Genomic DNA, 16777 nt, shown 5'->3' with positions numbered 1-16777 from the left:
TAGAAACGGAACCCCCATATCGGGAAGACGTATTTTAAGGAATAACAATGAAAAAAATCGCCATCGCCTGTGCATTACTCTCCAGTTTTGTTGCCAGCAGCGTCTGGGCTGATGCAGCAAGCGACCTTAAAAGCCGACTGGATAAAGTGAGCAGCTTCCACGCCAGCTTCACGCAAAAAGTGACTGACGGCAGCGGCAACGCGGTGCAGGAAGGTCAGGGGGATTTGTGGGTGAAACGCCCGAATCTCTTCAACTGGCACATGACCCAGCCTGATGAAAGCGTGCTGGTGTCCGACGGGAAAACCTTGTGGTTCTACAACCCGTTTGTTGAGCAGGCGACCGCCACCTGGCTGAAAGACGCGACCAGCAATACGCCGTTTATGCTCATTGCCCGTAACCAGTCCAGCGACTGGCAGCAGTACAACATCAAACAAAACGGTGATGAGTTCGTCCTGACGCCAAAAGGCAGCAACGGTAATCTGAAGCAGTTCACGATTAACGTGAGCAGCAACGGTACCATCAATCAGTTCGGCGCGGTTGAGCAGGACGATCAGCGCAGTAGCTATCAGCTTAAGTCTCAGCAAAACGGCGCTGTAGATGCTTCGAAATTCACCTTTACCCCGCCGCAGGGCGTAACGGTGGATGACCAACGTAATAAGTAAGAGGCATGAGTGAGCAACCTGTCGCTCGATTTTTCAGATAATGCGTTTCAACCTCTGGCCGCCCGTATGCGGCCAGAAAATTTAGCGCAGTACATCGGCCAGCAACACCTGCTGGCTGCGGGGAAACCCTTGCCGCGCGCTATTGAGGCGGGGCATCTGCACTCCATGATCCTCTGGGGGCCACCCGGCACCGGCAAAACCACCCTCGCTGAAGTGATCGCCCGCTATGCTAACGCGGACGTTGAGCGCATCTCGGCGGTTACCTCCGGCGTGAAGGAGATCCGCGAGGCGATCGAGCGCGCACGGCAAAACCGTAATGCCGGGCGCCGCACCATTCTGTTTGTTGATGAAGTCCACCGTTTCAACAAGAGCCAGCAGGATGCGTTTCTGCCGCACATTGAAGACGGCACGATTTTCTTCATCGGCGCAACCACGGAAAACCCGTCGTTTGAACTCAACTCCGCGCTGCTTTCCCGCGCCCGCGTTTACCTGCTTAAATCCCTGACCACAGAGGATATCGAAAAGGTTCTGACCCAGGCGATGGAGGACAAAGCGCGGGGTTACGGCGGACAGGATATCGTTCTGCCGGACGAGACGCGTCGTGCGATCGCTGAACTGGTCAACGGCGATGCGCGTCGGGCACTGAATACGCTGGAAATGATGGCCGATATGGCCGAAGTGGACGATGCGGGCAAGCGCGTATTGAAGCCTGAACTGCTCACCGAAATTGCCGGTGAACGCAGTGCGCGCTTCGATAATAAAGGCGACCGTTTCTACGACCTTATCTCTGCGTTACATAAATCCGTGCGCGGCAGCGCGCCGGATGCGGCACTCTACTGGTATGCGCGTATCATTACCGCCGGTGGCGATCCGTTATATGTCGCGCGTCGCTGCCTGGCCATTGCGTCAGAAGATGTCGGTAATGCCGATCCACGCGCCATGCAGGTCGCTATTTCCGCCTGGGACTGCTTTACCCGCGTCGGACCCGCGGAAGGTGAGCGTGCCATTGCGCAGGCAATTGTCTATCTGGCCTGCGCGCCGAAAAGTAACGCGGTGTATACCGCCTTCAAAGCGGCGATATCGGATGCACGTGAACGTCCGGATTACGACGTTCCGGTACACCTTCGCAATGCCCCTACAAAGCTGATGAAAGAAATGGGTTACGGGCAGGAGTATCGCTACGCCCATGATGAACCCAATGCCTACGCCGCCGGGGAGGAGTATTTCCCGCAGGAGATGGCACAAACCCGCTATTATCACCCTACAAACAGAGGTCTTGAGGGTAAGATTGGCGAAAAGCTCGCCTGGCTTGCCGGACAGGATCAAAATAGCCCTATAAAACGCTACCGTTAGTTCAATCGTTGCGGTAATGTTGGCAATATATCTCTGTGGCCGCAGGCTGTGGTCACTTTTTCCTTTTTTAATTCGATAAGCACAGGATAAGCATGCTCGATCCCAATCTGCTGCGTAATGAGCCAGACGCAGTCGCTGAAAAACTGGCACGCCGGGGCTTTAAGCTGGATGTAGATAAGCTGCGCGCTCTTGAAGAGCGTCGTAAAGTTTTGCAGGTACAAACTGAAAATCTGCAAGCAGAGCGTAATTCTCGATCGAAATCCATTGGCCAGGCGAAAGCGCGCGGGGAAGATATTGAGCCATTACGCCTGGAAGTGAACAAACTGGGTGAAGAGCTGGATCAGGCGAAAGCTGAACTGGAGGTTCTTCAGGCTGAAATTCGCGATATTGCTCTGGCGATCCCGAACATTCCTGACGACAGCGTGCCTGTCGGCAAAGACGAAAACGACAACGTTGAAGTGAAACGCTGGGGTACGCCTCGCGAGTTTGACTTCGAAGTGCGCGATCACGTGACGCTGGGCGAAATGCACGCGGGCCTGGACTTTGCGGCAGCGGTTAAGCTGACCGGTTCTCGCTTCGTGGTAATGAAAGGGCAAATTGCTCACCTGCACCGCGCGCTGGCGCAGTTCATGCTGGATCTGCACACCGAGCAGCACGGCTACAGCGAAACCTACGTTCCGTATCTGGTTAACCACGATACGCTGTACGGTACAGGCCAGCTGCCGAAATTTGCCGGCGATCTGTTCCATACCCGTCCGCTGGACGAGGAAGCTGACAGCAGCAACTACGCGCTGATCCCAACTGCGGAAGTGCCGCTGACCAACCTTGTGCGTGATGAGATCATCGACGAAGACGATCTGCCAATCAAACTGACTGCGCACTCTCCATGTTTCCGTTCTGAAGCCGGTTCTTACGGTCGCGATACGCGCGGTCTGATCCGTATGCACCAGTTCGATAAAGTTGAGATGGTGCAGATCGTTCGTCCGGAAGAGTCTATGGACGCGCTGGAAGAGATGACCGGCCACGCGGAAAAAGTGCTGGAGCTGCTGGGTCTACCATACCGTCGTATGGCGCTGTGCACCGGCGACATGGGCTTCGGTGCCTGCAAAACCTTCGACCTTGAAGTCTGGGTGCCTGCGCAGAACACCTACCGTGAAATCTCCTCCTGCTCCAACGTCTGGGATTTCCAGGCGCGTCGTATGCAGGCGCGTTGCCGCAGCAAATCTGACAAGAAAACCCGTCTGGTTCATACCCTGAACGGTTCTGGTCTGGCAGTAGGCCGTACGCTGGTTGCTGTGCTGGAAAACTACCAGCAGGCTGACGGGCGCATTGAGATCCCTGAAGTGCTGCGCCCTTACATGAAAGGCCAGCAGTTCATCGGCTAATTATTTGCTCTAAGACAAAAAAGCGCCTCAGGGCGCTTTTTTTATGACTCTGATTTGATACGAAGCAATAACCCCTCCCTCTAAAGTAGTAATACTCCTCCGAACGAAAGTCAGCATAAAACACCAATAACGTTGTAATTCGTTATAAATAAAACTACATAGCGGTTTGCGCCGCCTCTCTTTTCTTTGTGAGCAACCAAAGTGAGTCTTTATGAAAATCAAAGCGCCTGAAGCGTTAATGGCTGCCGAGGTCACTCGCCGTGGGTTGATGAAAACCACGGCAATAGGTGGTCTGGCGGTTGCCAGCAGCGCCTTTACGCTCCCCTTTACCCGACTGGCGTCGGCGGCGGAGGCTCTGTCTCCCGCTTCAGCCCCGGAAAAAGTGGTGTGGAGTGCCTGTACCGTTAACTGCGGTAGCCGCTGCCCACTGCGTATGCACGTGGTGGACGGTGAAATCAAATATGTCGAAACCGACAATACCGGCGATGATAACTACGAAGGGTTACATCAGGTTCGTGCCTGTCTGCGTGGTCGCTCAATGCGCCGTCGCGTATATAACCCGGATCGTCTGAAATACCCAATGAAGCGCGTCGGTAAGCGTGGGGAAGGGAAGTTCGAGCGCATTAGCTGGGACGAAGCCTACGATATTATCGCGACCAACATGCAGCGCCTGATCAAAGAGTACGGCAACGAATCTATCTACCTCAACTACGGCACCGGGACGCTTGGCGGCACCATGACCCGTTCCTGGCCGCCGGGTAAAACGCTGGTGGCGCGCCTGATGAACTGCTGCGGCGGCTATCTCAATCATTACGGCGACTACTCTTCCGCACAGATTGCCGCGGGCCTGAACTATACCTACGGCGGCTGGGCAGACGGCAACAGCCCGTCGGATATCGAGAACAGTAAACTGGTGGTGTTGTTCGGCAACAACCCAGGCGAAACGCGCATGAGCGGCGGCGGGGTAACCTATTACCTTGAGCAGGCGCGCGCCAAATCCAACGCACGAATGATCATCGTCGATCCGCGCTACACCGATACCGGCGCAGGGCGTGAAGACGAGTGGATCCCCATCCGCCCTGGTACCGACGCGGCGCTGGTCAATGCGCTGGCGTATGTGATGATTACTGAAAACCTCGTCGACCAGCCGTTCCTGGATAAATACTGCGTCGGTTACGACGAGAAGACGCTGCCAGCCAGCGCACCGGCTAACGGGCACTATAAAGCCTATATTCTTGGCCAGGGCAGCGACGGCGTGGCGAAAACCCCGGAGTGGGCATCCACTATCACCGGCATTCCTGTCGAACGTATTGTTCAGCTGGCACGTGAAATTGGTTCAACCAAACCGGCTTATATCAGCCAGGGCTGGGGACCTCAGCGCCACGCGAATGGCGAAATTGCCACCCGCGCTATTTCTATGCTCTCGATTCTGACTGGCAACGTCGGTATTCACGGCGGTAATAGCGGGGCGCGTGAAGGCTCGTATGAAGTACCGTTTGAACGTATGCCAACGCTGGATAACCCGGTTCAGACCAGCATCTCCATGTTTATGTGGACAGACGCGATCGAGCGCGGCCCGGAAATGACTGCGCTGCGCGACGGTGTTCGGGGCAAAGATAAGCTGGACGTGCCGATCAAAATGATCTGGAACTATGCCGGTAACTGCCTGATCAACCAGCACTCAGAGATCAACCGCACCCATGAAATTTTGCAGGATGATAAGAAGTGCGAAATGATTGTGGTGATCGACTGCCACATGACCTCATCGGCAAAGTATGCCGATATTCTGCTCCCAGACTGCACCGCGTCTGAGCAGATGGATTTCGCGCTGGATGCCTCCTGCGGCAACATGTCCTATGTGATCTTCACTGACCAGGCCATCAAACCGCGCTTCGAGTGCAAAACCATCTATGAGATGACTTCCGAGCTGGCGAAACGTCTTGGCGTTGAGCAGCAGTTCACTGAAGGACGTACTCAGGAAGGGTGGATGCGCCATCTGCACGAGCTTTCCCGCAAAGCCATTCCTGACCTGCCGGACTTCGATACCTTCCGCAAGCAGGGCATGTACAAGCAGCGCGATCCGGAAGGGCATCATGTGGCGTATAAAGCTTTCCGCGACGATCCGCAGGCCAATCCGCTGACCACGCCGTCGGGCAAAATCGAGATCTACTCCGAAGAGCTGGCAAAAATTGCCGCAACGTGGGAATTGCCGGAAGGGGACGTTATCGATCCGCTGCCGATTTATACGCCAGGCTTCGAAAACTACAACGATCCGCTGACGGAGAAATTCCCGCTTCAGTTGACCGGTTTCCACTACAAAGCGCGTGTTCACTCCACCTACGGCAACGTTGACGTACTGAAAGCGGCCTGCCGACAGGAGATGTGGATCAACCCGATGGATGCGAAAGCCCGCGGCATCAGTAATGGCGATCGCGTACGTATCTTCAACGGACGTGGCGAAGTGCATATCGAAGCTAAAGTGACTCCGCGTATGATGCCTGGCGTTGTCGCGCTGGGGGAAGGGGCCTGGTATAACCCGGATGCGAACCGTATCGATCAGGCGGGCTGCATCAACGTTCTCACTACGCAGCGTCCATCGCCGCTGGCGAAGGGCAACCCATCCCACACAAACCTCGTTCAGGTTGAAAAGGCGTAAGGAGTAACCGATGACAACCCAGTATGGATTTTTTATTGATTCCAGCCGCTGCACCGGGTGCAAAACCTGCGAGCTGGCCTGCAAGGATTACAAAGACCTGACCCCGGACGTTAGCTTCCGTCGTATTTATGAATATGCGGGCGGCGACTGGCAGGAGGATAACGGCGTCTGGCATCAGAATGTCTTCGCCTATTACCTGTCGATTGCCTGCAACCACTGCGAAGATCCGGCCTGCACCAAGGTCTGCCCGAGCGGGGCAATGCACAAGCGCGACGACGGTTTTGTGGTGGTGGACGAGGATGTCTGCATCGGCTGTCGCTACTGCCACATGGCCTGCCCGTACGGCGCGCCGCAGTACAATGCCGCCAAAGGCCACATGACCAAGTGCGACGGCTGCCACAGCCGGGTGGCGGATGGCAAAAAGCCCATCTGCGTCGAATCCTGCCCGCTGCGCGCGCTGGACTTTGGCCCGATTGAGGAGCTGCGCAAAAAACACGGCCAGCTTGCTGCCGTCGCGCCGCTGCCGTCTGCGCACTTCACAAAGCCGAGTATTGTGATTAAACCTAACGCCAACAGCCGTCCGACGGGGGACACCACCGGCTACCTGGCAAACCCGAAGGAGGTGTGAGATGGGAAGTGGATGGCATGAATGGCCGCTGATGATCTTCACGGTCTTTGGGCAGTGCGTGGCGGGCGGGTTTATCGTTCTTGCGCTGGCGCTGTTAAAAGGGAACCTCAATACTGAACAGCAGCAGCGTTTAGTGTTAAGCATGTTTGGCCTGTGGGTGTTGATGGGCATTGGGTTTATCGCCTCTACGCTGCACCTGGGCTCACCGATGCGCGCGTTTAACTCCCTGAACCGCGTAGGTGCCTCTTCGCTGAGTAACGAGATTGCCAGCGGCGCAATCTTCTTTGCCGTTGGCGGGCTGGGGTGGTTACTGGCAGCGGTGAAAAAGCTGCCGTCAGGGTTACGCGCGTTGTGGCTCATCGTCACCATGGTACTGGGCGTTGTCTTCGTCTGGATGATGGTCAGGGTGTACAACACCATTGATACGGTTACAACCTGGTACAGCGTCTGGACGCCGATGAGCTTCTTCCTGACCATGTTTATTGGCGGGCCCCTGCTGGGTTATCTGCTGCTGCGCGTGGCTGGCATTAATGGTTGGGCGATGCGCCTGCTGCCCGCGGTCTCGCTGCTGGCGCTGGTAATCAGTACCGTTGTCGCGCTCATGCAGGGAGCGGAGCTGGCGACCATTCACAGCTCTATCCAGCAGGCTTCGGCGCTGGTGCCGGATTACGGTTCGCTGATGGCCTGGCGTGTGGTGCTGCTGACGGCTGCGCTGGTGTGCTGGATTGCCCCTCAGCTTAAAGGTTACTCGCCTGCGCTGCCGTTACTGTCCCTGGCCTTTGTACTGGTGCTGGCAGGGGAGTTAATTGGTCGCGGCGTATTTTATGGTCTGCATATGACGGTCGGTCTGGCTATCGCCAGCTAATTTTAGATTTTGTTATAAAAAGCCGGGACATAGCGCCCGGCTTTTCTTTTTTCATTCATGAAATTTTTCGACTGATGTTTCGTTGTAAAAATTCCCGGAAATAAATAAAAACAAATAGATAATTAATATCAGTAGCAGGCTTTGCATTAGCAGGATGAGTTTTTTAAATCGACAAGGCGCATAACGTGCGTGACGCCTGAATCGGTGGATTGACTTTGTTTTTGCCAGTGGCATGATGCGCACGAAATCTGAACTTCCTCACGGTTTTTAATCCATGACCACCTATACCCGCCCGGTGCTTTTGTTGCTCTGTGGCCTGCTTTTGCTGACCCTGGCGATCGCGGTGTTAAACACACTCGTCCCGCTATGGCTCGCCCATGAAAACTTACCGACCTGGCAGGTGGGTATGGTTAGCTCGTCCTTTTTTACGGGCAATCTGCTGGGCACCTTATTAACGGGCAGCCTTATTAAGCGCTTTGGTTTTAACCGCAGTTATTATCTGGCGTCGCTGATCTTTGCCGTCGGCTGCGCCGGTTTAGGCCTTATGGTCGGCTTCTGGAGCTGGATGGTCTGGCGCTTTATTGCGGGCGTCGGCTGCGCCATGATCTGGGTGGTGGTTGAAAGTGCGCTGATGTGCAGCGGCACGTCCCGTAATCGCGGGCGTCTGCTGGCGGCCTATATGATGGTTTACTACGTCGGTACCGTTCTGGGACAGCTGATGGTCAGCAAACTGCCAACCGACCTGATGAGCGTGCTGCCGTGGGTGACGGGCATGGTGCTGGCGGCGATCCTGCCGCTGCTCTTTACCCGTATTGTGAATCAAAACAGCGAACATCAGGAAGCCACCCACGTCTGGCCGATGCTGAGACTGCGCCAGGCGCGTCTGGGGGTTAACGGCTGCATTATTTCCGGGATTGTGCTGGGCTCGCTCTATGGCCTGATGCCGCTCTATCTTAACCATCAGGGCGTCAGTGATTCCGGGATCGGTTTCTGGATGGCGGTGATGGTCAGCGCGGGGATTGTCGGCCAGTGGCCGATTGGCCGCCTGGCGGACCGCTTTGGTCGTCTGCTGGTGCTGCGCGTTCAGGTCTTCGTGGTCATCATGGGCTGTCTCGCCATGCTCAGCAACGCCGCGATGGCGCCCGCGCTGTTCATTCTGGGGGCTGCGGGCTTTACGCTCTATCCGGTCGCGATGGCGTGGGCCTGTGAGAAAGTTGAGCATCACCAGCTGGTGGCGATGAACCAGGCTTTATTGCTGAGTTACACCATCGGCAGTTTACTGGGGCCGACTTTTACCGCTATGCTCATGCAAAATTATTCTGATAATCTGCTGTTTATCATGATCGCCAGCGTGTCGTTTATTTATCTGCTAATGCTGCTGCGCAAAGTGGGCGAACATCCAACGCCAGTGGCCCATGCCTGATTTATTAAAAGCCTGTCGATGACAGGCTTTTTTGTCCCTGTCACATATAAGACTTTTACTGATTGTGAGTTTTTACTGCCTGGCGATAATTCCAATGAGTTCTCCCACTAAAAGGCAGCCATCATGTCTACTCGTCGTTTTTCCACTACCGCACTTGCCGTAGTGTTGGCTTTAACGTTTGCAACGGCTCCGGCCATGGCTAATCCTGGAAACGGGAATGGCGGTGGTCACGGAAACGGTGGCGGACAAGGTAATAGCGGCAATCATGGTAACGGGAACTCTGGTAACCATGGTAATAAGCACAATAACGGTCAGGATAACCCTGGGAAATCGGATAAGAGCTTTAAAAACAGCAAAGATGTCGGTAATGATGTGGATGCTCGCGTAAGCTTCGATCATGCCCGCCATCTGGCCCTGAATTACGGCTTAACGGGCTACGACTCTCTGCCTCCGGGTATTGCGAAAAACCTGGCGCGCGGTAAGCCACTGCCTCCGGGCATTGCGAAGAAAACCGTGCCAGCCGATATGCTGGGTCAGCTTCCTTCCTATCCGGGCTATGAATGGCGCGTGGTAGGTGACGACCTGGTCTTAATTGCGCTGAGTACAGCGATTGTGACTTCCGTTATTAACGGCGTCTTTAAATAGAATATAAAAAGGCCCGGTTTTCACCGGGCCTTTTCGTTAATACATGACCTTGTGGCCATACTGCTCAAGAATACCTTTGACGCGCTCCATCGTCTCTTTTTTCGGCGGCTTCACGCCATCGAGCTTGTACTCTTCACCCATCGCCACCCATTTATGTTTACCCAGCTCGTGATAGGGCAGGAGTTCGATTTTCTCCACGTTACCCATATCCCGGGTAAATTCACCCAGACGATGTGCAGAGTCATCATCATCTGACCAGCCCGGCACCACCACGTAGCGGATCCAGGTCTTGACGCCTTTGTTGGCAATGTATTTGGCAAATTCCAGGGTACGGTGGTTCGAGACGCCAACCAGATTCTGGTGGATCTCATCGTTCATCTGCTTGAGATCGAGCATGACCAGATCGGTCACTTCAAGCAGTTCATCAATAACTGGATCGTAACGGCGCACAAAGCCGTTGGTGTCGAGGCAGGTATGAATGCCTTCTTTGTGGCAGGCGCGGAACCAGTCGCGCACAAATTCAGCCTGAAGAATGGCTTCACCGCCGGATGCCGTCACGCCACCGCCGGACGCGTTCATGAAGTGGCGATAGGTCACCACCTCTTTCATCAGATCTTCTACGGTGACTTCTTTACCGCCATGGGTGTCCCAGGTGTCACGGTTATGGCAGTACAGGCAGCGCATCAGGCAGCCCTGGAAGAAAGTGATAAAGCGGATCCCCGGGCCATCGACGGTGCCACAGGATTCAAAGGAGTGAATGCGACCAATAATTGACATTGCGGTGATATCTCCGAATTTGGCCCATCCGGGGGCCTATGTAGATGCACAGCTCAAAGGCTATGTCGAGTCTGTTTTGGCTGTTATCCATTAAGTATAGATAGCGGACAAAAGAGACTGATGAAGCGAGGGTGTTAAAAAGGCCCCACTTGCGTGGAGCCTTTATTGTACGCTTTTTAACGCGTGATTTCAGTCAATTCCACTTACATGGACTGAGTGAAAGTACGGGTAATAACGTCCTGCTGCTGTTCTTTCGTCAGGGAGTTAAAACGTACTGCGTAGCCAGATACGCGGATGGTCAGCTGAGGATATTTCTCAGGGTGTTCCATCGCATCGAGCAGCATTTCACGGTTCATCACGTTCACGTTCAGGTGCTGACCACCTTCGATGGACGCTTCGTGGTGGAAGTAACCATCCATCAGACCGGCGAGGTTAGTTTTACGCACTTCGTCGTCTTTACCCAGCGCGTTTGGCACGATAGAGAAGGTGTAAGAGATACCATCTTTCGCGTAAGCAAACGGCAGTTTAGCAACGGAGGTCAGAGAGGCTACCGCACCTTTCTGGTCACGACCGTGCATTGGGTTAGCACCTGGGCCGAATGGCGCGCCAGCACGACGACCGTCTGGGGTGTTACCGGTTTTCTTACCATACACAACGTTAGAGGTGATGGTCAGAACAGACTGAGTCGGGATAGCGTTACGATAGGTAGTGAGTTTCTGAATTTTCTTCATGAAACGTTCTACCAGGTCAACCGCCATGTCATCAACGCGAGCGTCGTTGTTACCAAACTGCGGATATTCGCCTTCGATTTCGAAGTCGATAGCCAGACCATCTTCGTCACGAATTGGTTTAACTTTCGCATATTTGATTGCAGACAGGGAGTCAGCCGCAACGGACAGACCTGCGATACCACATGCCATGGTGCGAATGACGTCACGGTCATGCAGCGCCATCAGAGAGGCTTCGTAGCTGTACTTGTCGTGCATGTAGTGGATAACATTCAGCGCGGTCACGTACTGTTTAGCCAGCCAGTCCATGAAGTGATCCATGCGATCCATGACTTCGTCATAGTTCAGCACGTCGCCTTTGATCGGTTCAGACTTAGGACCAACCTGCATTTTCAGTTTTTCATCAACGCCGCCGTTGATTGCGTACAGCATGGTTTTCGCCAGGTTTGCACGCGCACCGAAGAACTGCATTTGCTTACCAACAACCATTGGACTTACGCAGCAAGCGATAGCGTAGTCATCGTTGTTGAAGTCAGGACGCATCAGGTCATCGTTCTCATATTGCAGAGAAGAGGTGTCGATGGACACTTTAGCGGCGAATTTCTTGAAGTTCAGAGGCAGTTTTTCAGACCACAGAACGGTGATGTTCGGCTCCGGAGAAGGACCCATGGTGTATAGGGTGTTCAGGAAACGGAAGCTGTTTTTGGTTACCAGAGTACGGCCATCTACGCCCATACCGCCGATAGATTCGGTTGCCCAGATTGGGTCACCAGAGAACAGCTCATCATATTCTGGGGTACGCAGGAAGCGAACCATACGCAGTTTCATGACCAGGTGGTCAATCATTTCCTGAGCGTCTTGTTCGGTGATTTTGCCTGCTTTCAGGTCACGTTCGATGTACGCATCCAGGAAGGTGGATACGCGGCCGAAGGACATTGCTGCACCGTTCTGAGACTTAACTGCGGCCAGGTAGCCGAAGTAGGTCCACTGGATAGCTTCCTGAGCGTTGGTAGCAGGACCAGAGATATCGCAGCCGTATTTAGCCGCCATCTCTTTGATCTGACCCAGCGCACGGTGCTGTTCAGCGATCTCTTCACGCAGACGGATAGTCGCTTCCAGGTTTACGCCGTTTTCCAGGTCAGACTGGAGAGAGACGAACTGCGCGTATTTGTCTTTCATCAGGAAGTCGATACCGTACAGCGCAACGCGACGGTAGTCACCGATGATACGGCCACGGCCATAGGCATCTGGCAGACCGGTCAGAACGCCAGATTTACGGCAGTTCAGAATGTCTTTGGTGTAAACATCGAATACGCCCTGGTTATGGGTTTTGCGGTATTCGGTGAAGATTTTTTTCAGCATTGGGTCCAGCTCGCGATTATACGCTTTGCAGGAACCTTCAACCATTTTGATACCACCGAACGGGATGATTGCGCGTTTCAGTGGTGCTTCAGTTTGCAGACCAACAATTTTCTCAAGGGCTTTATTGATGTAGCCAGCATCGTGAGAAGTGATGGTAGAAGCAACGGAGGTGTCAAAATCAACTGGCGCGTGAGTGCGGTTTTCCAGTTTAACGCCTTCCATTACGCTGTCCCACAGCTTGGTGGTTGCGTCAGTCGCACCAGCCAGGAAGGATTCGTCACCTTCATACGGGGTATAGTTTTTCTGAATAAAGTCACGGACGTTGACTTCATTCTGCCAGTCACCTTTCGTAAAACCTTCCCAGGCTGTGGCTAACTTTTCATTAAGCTCGGACATGTAACACCTACCTTCTTAAGTGGATTTTTTATTTACTGCCTGAGACAACCATTAATGATGATCGCCGCCACGCAGGTAAATGACCCAGTATGTCAACCCAACTAACAGACCCCCACCGATAATGTTCCCGATAGTGACGGGGATCAGGTTATCAGTAATGAAGTTCATAATCGTCAGGTGTGAAAAACTTTCCGGGGTTGAACCTACAGCAGTCCAGAACTCCGGGCTTGCAAAGTTGCGGATAACAATCCCCATCGGGATCATGAACATATTCGCAATACTGTGCTCAAAGCCGCTGGCAACAAACATCGCAACCGGCAGAACCATAATCATGGCTTTATCCATCAGGCTACGACCAGAGTAGCTCATCCAGACCGCCAGGCAGACCATCAGGTTTGCGAGGATGCCGAGAGCAACGGCTTCGATAAATGTATGGTGCATTTTGTGGTCGGCGGTTTGCAGGACGTTAAGCCCCCAGCCGCCGTTGGCGGTCATATACTCGCCAGAGAGCCACATCAGCAGAACAAAGAGCAGACAGCCAATCAGGTTGCCAACGTAAACGTTGAGCCAGTTGCGCCCCAGTTGACCCCAGGTAATTCTTCCGCTGGCTTTTGCCACAACAATCAGCACCGTTGAGGTGAAGAGGTCGGCGCCGCAGATGACGCAGAGAATCAGGCCCAGTGAGAAGCAAATACCACCAATCAGTTTCGCTATGCCGAAAGGCATACCGGCAGTGCCGGTGGTGGCTGTGATATAGAAGACGAAAGCGATGGAGATGAACACCCCAGCCGTAATGGCCAGAAAGAACGTCGTCATCGGATGTTTCGTGGCTTTGTAGACACCCGCTTCTTCGGCAACTTTCGCCATCGCAGCGGGGAGTAATAGATCAAAAGGGTTGTCAGCTTTCACACTAACTCTCTCTTTATTAAGTCGGCGACGAGATACTAACAAAGCATTATAGAAGAGAAATTGATATAGATCATATCTCGCCTGGCTTATAGGCCCGCAGTGTGTATGGTTTTACAGCAAAAGCGGAGTAAGTATTTGATTATCCGTATAAAAATAAATTTTAAAAGTTATGAAAAGAGTTGAATTTTTTCCTTCAGCCTCCCATGGAACAGTTAATTAAAATGGAGTATTTATTATAATTAGTAACAGTAAAGCTCAGGTAAGCGTTTTTATATTTACCCGTGGTTAACTTAATTATTACAATTAAACGTCATTGCGGAAAAATAAAAAAAAGGGGCAATGAAATTGCCCCGTAATATAGCTCAGGCGATTGAATACGCCTACAGCCATTAATGTTATATGCGCTTATTTTGACCAGTAAGCGGCTTTTGCCTTCTGCAATTTTTCATACGCATTCAGCAGTGACTGATGCGCCGGGAAGGCTTTCAGATCGCTGTCAACCGCTTGCAGGCCGTAGAATGGTTCTTCACCGCTCAGCGCCGCGCTGGCAGCTTCAACGGCATCCGCACCGTACATACGCACAAAGGCGTTCAGATACTGCAATGGCTCGCGGTCGTCTTCCTGAGAAAGCAGGAGCAGCGTTTGCAGGCAACGGTAATAATTAGTGCGCTCGGCGGAGAAGACGGACTGGTTAAACTCCATCGTCCACTCGGTCCAGGCCAAAGCCTGATCCAGATCGCCGCCCGCCAGCGCCAGCATCGCTTTCAGCTCGCCGATGCGCAGGGTGTACCAGCCGTTATCTTTTCCGGTCGCCAGACCCAGCAGTTCGCGTACGCGGGTGAAATCATCATGGCCTTCTTCGTCCAGCTGGGCGATCAGGTTCAGATAATCCTCTTTCTCCCATTCGCTGCCCGGCAGAGCCAGCAGCGTTTCACGCAGATGCGCGCCCATGCTGTTGTTCGCCAGCCACAGATCTTCCGCCGGATAGATATCAGACATGCCAGGCACGATGATGCGGCACGCGTAAACGCCAAGATGCTCGTAGTCGGCAATGTACACTTCCTGGTCTTCCGCGTTAAAGATCGCCATCAGCGTCGCGAACTCTTCTTCCGTGGTACCGGCAAAGCTCCAGTCCACGAACGGATAGTCCGCGTCCTGCTTGAACATATCCCAGGAAATTAAGCCGCTGGAATCGATGAAGTGAGTTTCGAGGTTGGTATGCTCGGCCACTTCTTCATCGTCAAACGTTGGCGGCGTAAACACGTCGAGATCTTTCAGGCTACGGCCCTGGAGCAGCTCGGTAACGGTACGCTCCAGCGCCACGCCGAAGTCCGGGTGCGCGCCGAAGGAGGCGAAGCAGGTGCCGTTGGTCGGGTTAAACAGCACGACGCAGATCACTGGATACTTGCCGCCCAGCGAGCCGTCATACGCAAAGATTGGGAAACCTTCTGCTTCCAGCTTGGCGATGGATTCCACCACGCCCGGGTAGCGCGCCAGCACCTCTGCCGGAATTTCAGGCAGGCTGATGGATTCGGCAATAATGCGGTTTTTGATATGACGCTCGAAGACTTCAGACAGCCCCTGCACGCGCGCTTCATTGCGGGTGTTACCGGCGGACATGCCGTTAGACACATACAGGTTGCCGACGATGTTCATCGGGATATAGACGGTCTGCTCGTCAGACTGACGGGTAAACGGCAGGGCGCAAATACCGCGATCGTCGTTACCGGACTGCAGATCGATCAGCATGCTGGCGGTCAGTTCGTTTTCCGGATCGTAGAAGGCACGCAGGCGCGCGTCGAGAATTCCTTCCGGCAGTTCATCGTCTTCGGTCAGCGGGAACCATTTTTCGTTCGGATAGTGAACGAACGGGCCGTTGGCGATGGTTTCGCCCAGCCAGAAGTCAGCAAAGAAATAGTTGGTGGACAGACGCTCAAAATACTCACCCAGCGCGGAGGCCAGTGCCGCTTTTTTTGTCGCGCCTTTACCGTTGGTAAAGCACAGGGCACAGTCTTTATCGCGAATATGCACAGACCAGACATGCGGCACCGGATTGAGCCAGGAGGCTTCTTCGATGTTAAAACCCAGGTCGGTCAGTTTCTGCTGGAAGCGAGCGATGGAATCTTCCAGAGCGGCGTCTTTGCCGGGGATAAACGTTTGAGTCATGGCGTTCACTTTTATCGTACGTAAAGCGCGCAATGATACGGGTTTTGCGTGACGGGTGCTATCTCCGGCGAAAATAAAAGACTGGGCTATGCTTATTGTCAGTAACTCACTGTTAAGGCATAGAAAAATGAAAGCATTCGATCTCCAGCGGATGGCGTTTGATAAAGTCCCCCCTGAATTTTTAGGCGAAGTGGCGCTGCGTAGTCTGTATACCTTCGTTCTGGTCTTCCTGTTTCTTAAAATCACCGGTCGTCGCGGCGTGCGGCAGATGTCGCTTTTTGAAGTATTGATCATCCTGACGCTGGGTTCCGCGGCGGGGGATGTCGCCTTCTATGATGATGTGCCGATGGTGCCGGTATTTATCGTTTTTGTCACACTGGCGCTGCTTTACCGCCTTGTCATGTGGCTGATGTCGAAAAGTGAAAAGCTGGAAGATCTGCTTGAAGGGAAGCCGGTCGTTATCGTCGAGGACGGTCAACTGGCCTGGGAGAATGTGCAAAGCGCCAATATGACGGAGTTTGAGTTCTTTATGGAACTCCGTCTGAGCAGTGTTGAGCAACTGGGGCAGGTGCGTCTGGCGATTATGGAAACGAATGGTCAAATCAGCGTTTATTACTATCCCGACGATGAGGTGAAGCCCGGTCTGTGCATCCTGCCGGATATGCTCATCGAGCGATACAAAACTGTACCTGAAGCGGGGGAGTATGCCTGCATAAAATGTAGCCATGTGGTGGTCATGCAGGCGGGCGATCATCAATTATGCCCCCGCTGTACGAATCCAGAATGGACGAAGGTTAGCCGGGCTAAACGCATCACCTGACA

13 protein-coding genes are annotated in these 16777 nt (G+C 53.6%); 9 read left to right on the top strand and 4 right to left on the bottom strand.

What is annotated here, in order from left to right; translation table 11 throughout:
* Window positions 1-47 precede the first annotated feature (47 nt).
* The 8 genes from lolA (at window position 48) to SK53_RS07985 (ending at window position 9617) form a co-directional block, all read left to right on the top strand.
* The gene (gene lolA / locus SK53_RS08020; protein WP_003858270.1) at window positions 48-662 is read left to right on the top strand and encodes an outer membrane lipoprotein periplasmic chaperone LolA; all 615 of its coding nucleotides are present in this window, start codon (window positions 48-50) and stop codon (window positions 660-662) included.
* 9 nt (window positions 663-671) lie between these two features.
* Window positions 672-2015 carry a replication-associated recombination protein RarA gene (gene rarA / locus SK53_RS08015; protein ID WP_048209002.1) on the top strand — a complete coding sequence of 448 codons (1344 nt, stop codon included), beginning with the start codon at window positions 672-674 and terminating at the stop codon, window positions 2013-2015.
* Window positions 2016-2107: 92 nt separating this feature from the next.
* Window positions 2108-3400, top strand: coding sequence for a serine--tRNA ligase (serS, locus tag SK53_RS08010; RefSeq protein ID WP_048209000.1), 1293 nt, complete (start codon window positions 2108-2110; stop codon window positions 3398-3400).
* 211 nt (window positions 3401-3611) lie between these two features.
* On the top strand, window positions 3612-6056 hold the full coding sequence (gene dmsA, locus SK53_RS08005; protein ID WP_022650720.1) for a dimethylsulfoxide reductase subunit A: 2445 nt from the start codon (window positions 3612-3614) through the stop codon (window positions 6054-6056).
* A 10-nt stretch (window positions 6057-6066) separates the two neighbouring features.
* Window positions 6067-6684, top strand: a complete 618-nt coding sequence (locus SK53_RS08000) for a DMSO/selenate family reductase complex B subunit (RefSeq protein ID WP_017384545.1) — start codon at window positions 6067-6069, stop codon at window positions 6682-6684.
* Window position 6685: 1 nt separating this feature from the next.
* Window positions 6686-7549 carry a dimethyl sulfoxide reductase anchor subunit family protein gene (locus SK53_RS07995; RefSeq protein WP_047654007.1) on the top strand — a complete coding sequence of 288 codons (864 nt, stop codon included), beginning with the start codon at window positions 6686-6688 and terminating at the stop codon, window positions 7547-7549.
* A 274-nt stretch (window positions 7550-7823) separates the two neighbouring features.
* Entirely contained in the window at window positions 7824-8972 is a 1149-nt protein-coding gene (locus SK53_RS07990; RefSeq protein WP_003858254.1) for an MFS transporter, read from the top strand.
* 123 nt (window positions 8973-9095) lie between these two features.
* Window positions 9096-9617 (top strand): anti-virulence regulator CigR family protein, encoded by a 522-nt coding sequence (locus SK53_RS07985; protein WP_022650721.1) that lies wholly within the window; start codon window positions 9096-9098, stop codon window positions 9615-9617.
* A 36-nt stretch (window positions 9618-9653) separates the two neighbouring features.
* Here the strand turns inward: SK53_RS07985 and pflA are convergent, their stop codons facing one another.
* The 4 genes from pflA to ycaO all read right to left on the bottom strand — a co-directional run bounded on the left by pflA (window position 9654) and on the right by ycaO (window position 15955).
* Window positions 9654-10394, bottom strand: coding sequence for a pyruvate formate lyase 1-activating protein (gene pflA / locus SK53_RS07980; RefSeq protein ID WP_003858250.1), 741 nt, complete (start codon window positions 10392-10394; stop codon window positions 9654-9656).
* Between the two features lie 203 nt (window positions 10395-10597).
* A complete protein-coding gene (pflB, locus tag SK53_RS07975; RefSeq protein ID WP_023315750.1) occupies window positions 10598-12880 on the bottom strand; it encodes a formate C-acetyltransferase in 2283 nt (760 codons plus the stop codon).
* A 51-nt stretch (window positions 12881-12931) separates the two neighbouring features.
* A complete protein-coding gene (gene focA / locus SK53_RS07970) occupies window positions 12932-13789 on the bottom strand; it encodes a formate transporter FocA (RefSeq protein ID WP_017384832.1) in 858 nt (285 codons plus the stop codon).
* A 405-nt stretch (window positions 13790-14194) separates the two neighbouring features.
* Window positions 14195-15955, bottom strand: a complete 1761-nt coding sequence (gene ycaO / locus SK53_RS07965) for a 30S ribosomal protein S12 methylthiotransferase accessory factor YcaO (RefSeq protein ID WP_048209423.1) — start codon at window positions 15953-15955, stop codon at window positions 14195-14197.
* A 127-nt stretch (window positions 15956-16082) separates the two neighbouring features.
* Here ycaO and SK53_RS07960 point away from each other — a divergent pair, with 127 nt between their 5' ends.
* On the top strand, window positions 16083-16775 hold the full coding sequence (locus SK53_RS07960; RefSeq protein WP_003858241.1) for a DUF421 domain-containing protein: 693 nt from the start codon (window positions 16083-16085) through the stop codon (window positions 16773-16775).
* Window positions 16776-16777: the final 2 nt, after the last annotated feature.

It is taken from the genome of Enterobacter sp. MGH119 (assembly GCF_001037675.1).
Taxonomy (GTDB): Bacteria; Pseudomonadota; Gammaproteobacteria; order Enterobacterales; family Enterobacteriaceae; genus Enterobacter; species Enterobacter hormaechei_C.
Note: the sequence above shows the minus strand (reverse complement) of the source record. Positions and strands in the feature narration are given on the sequence as shown.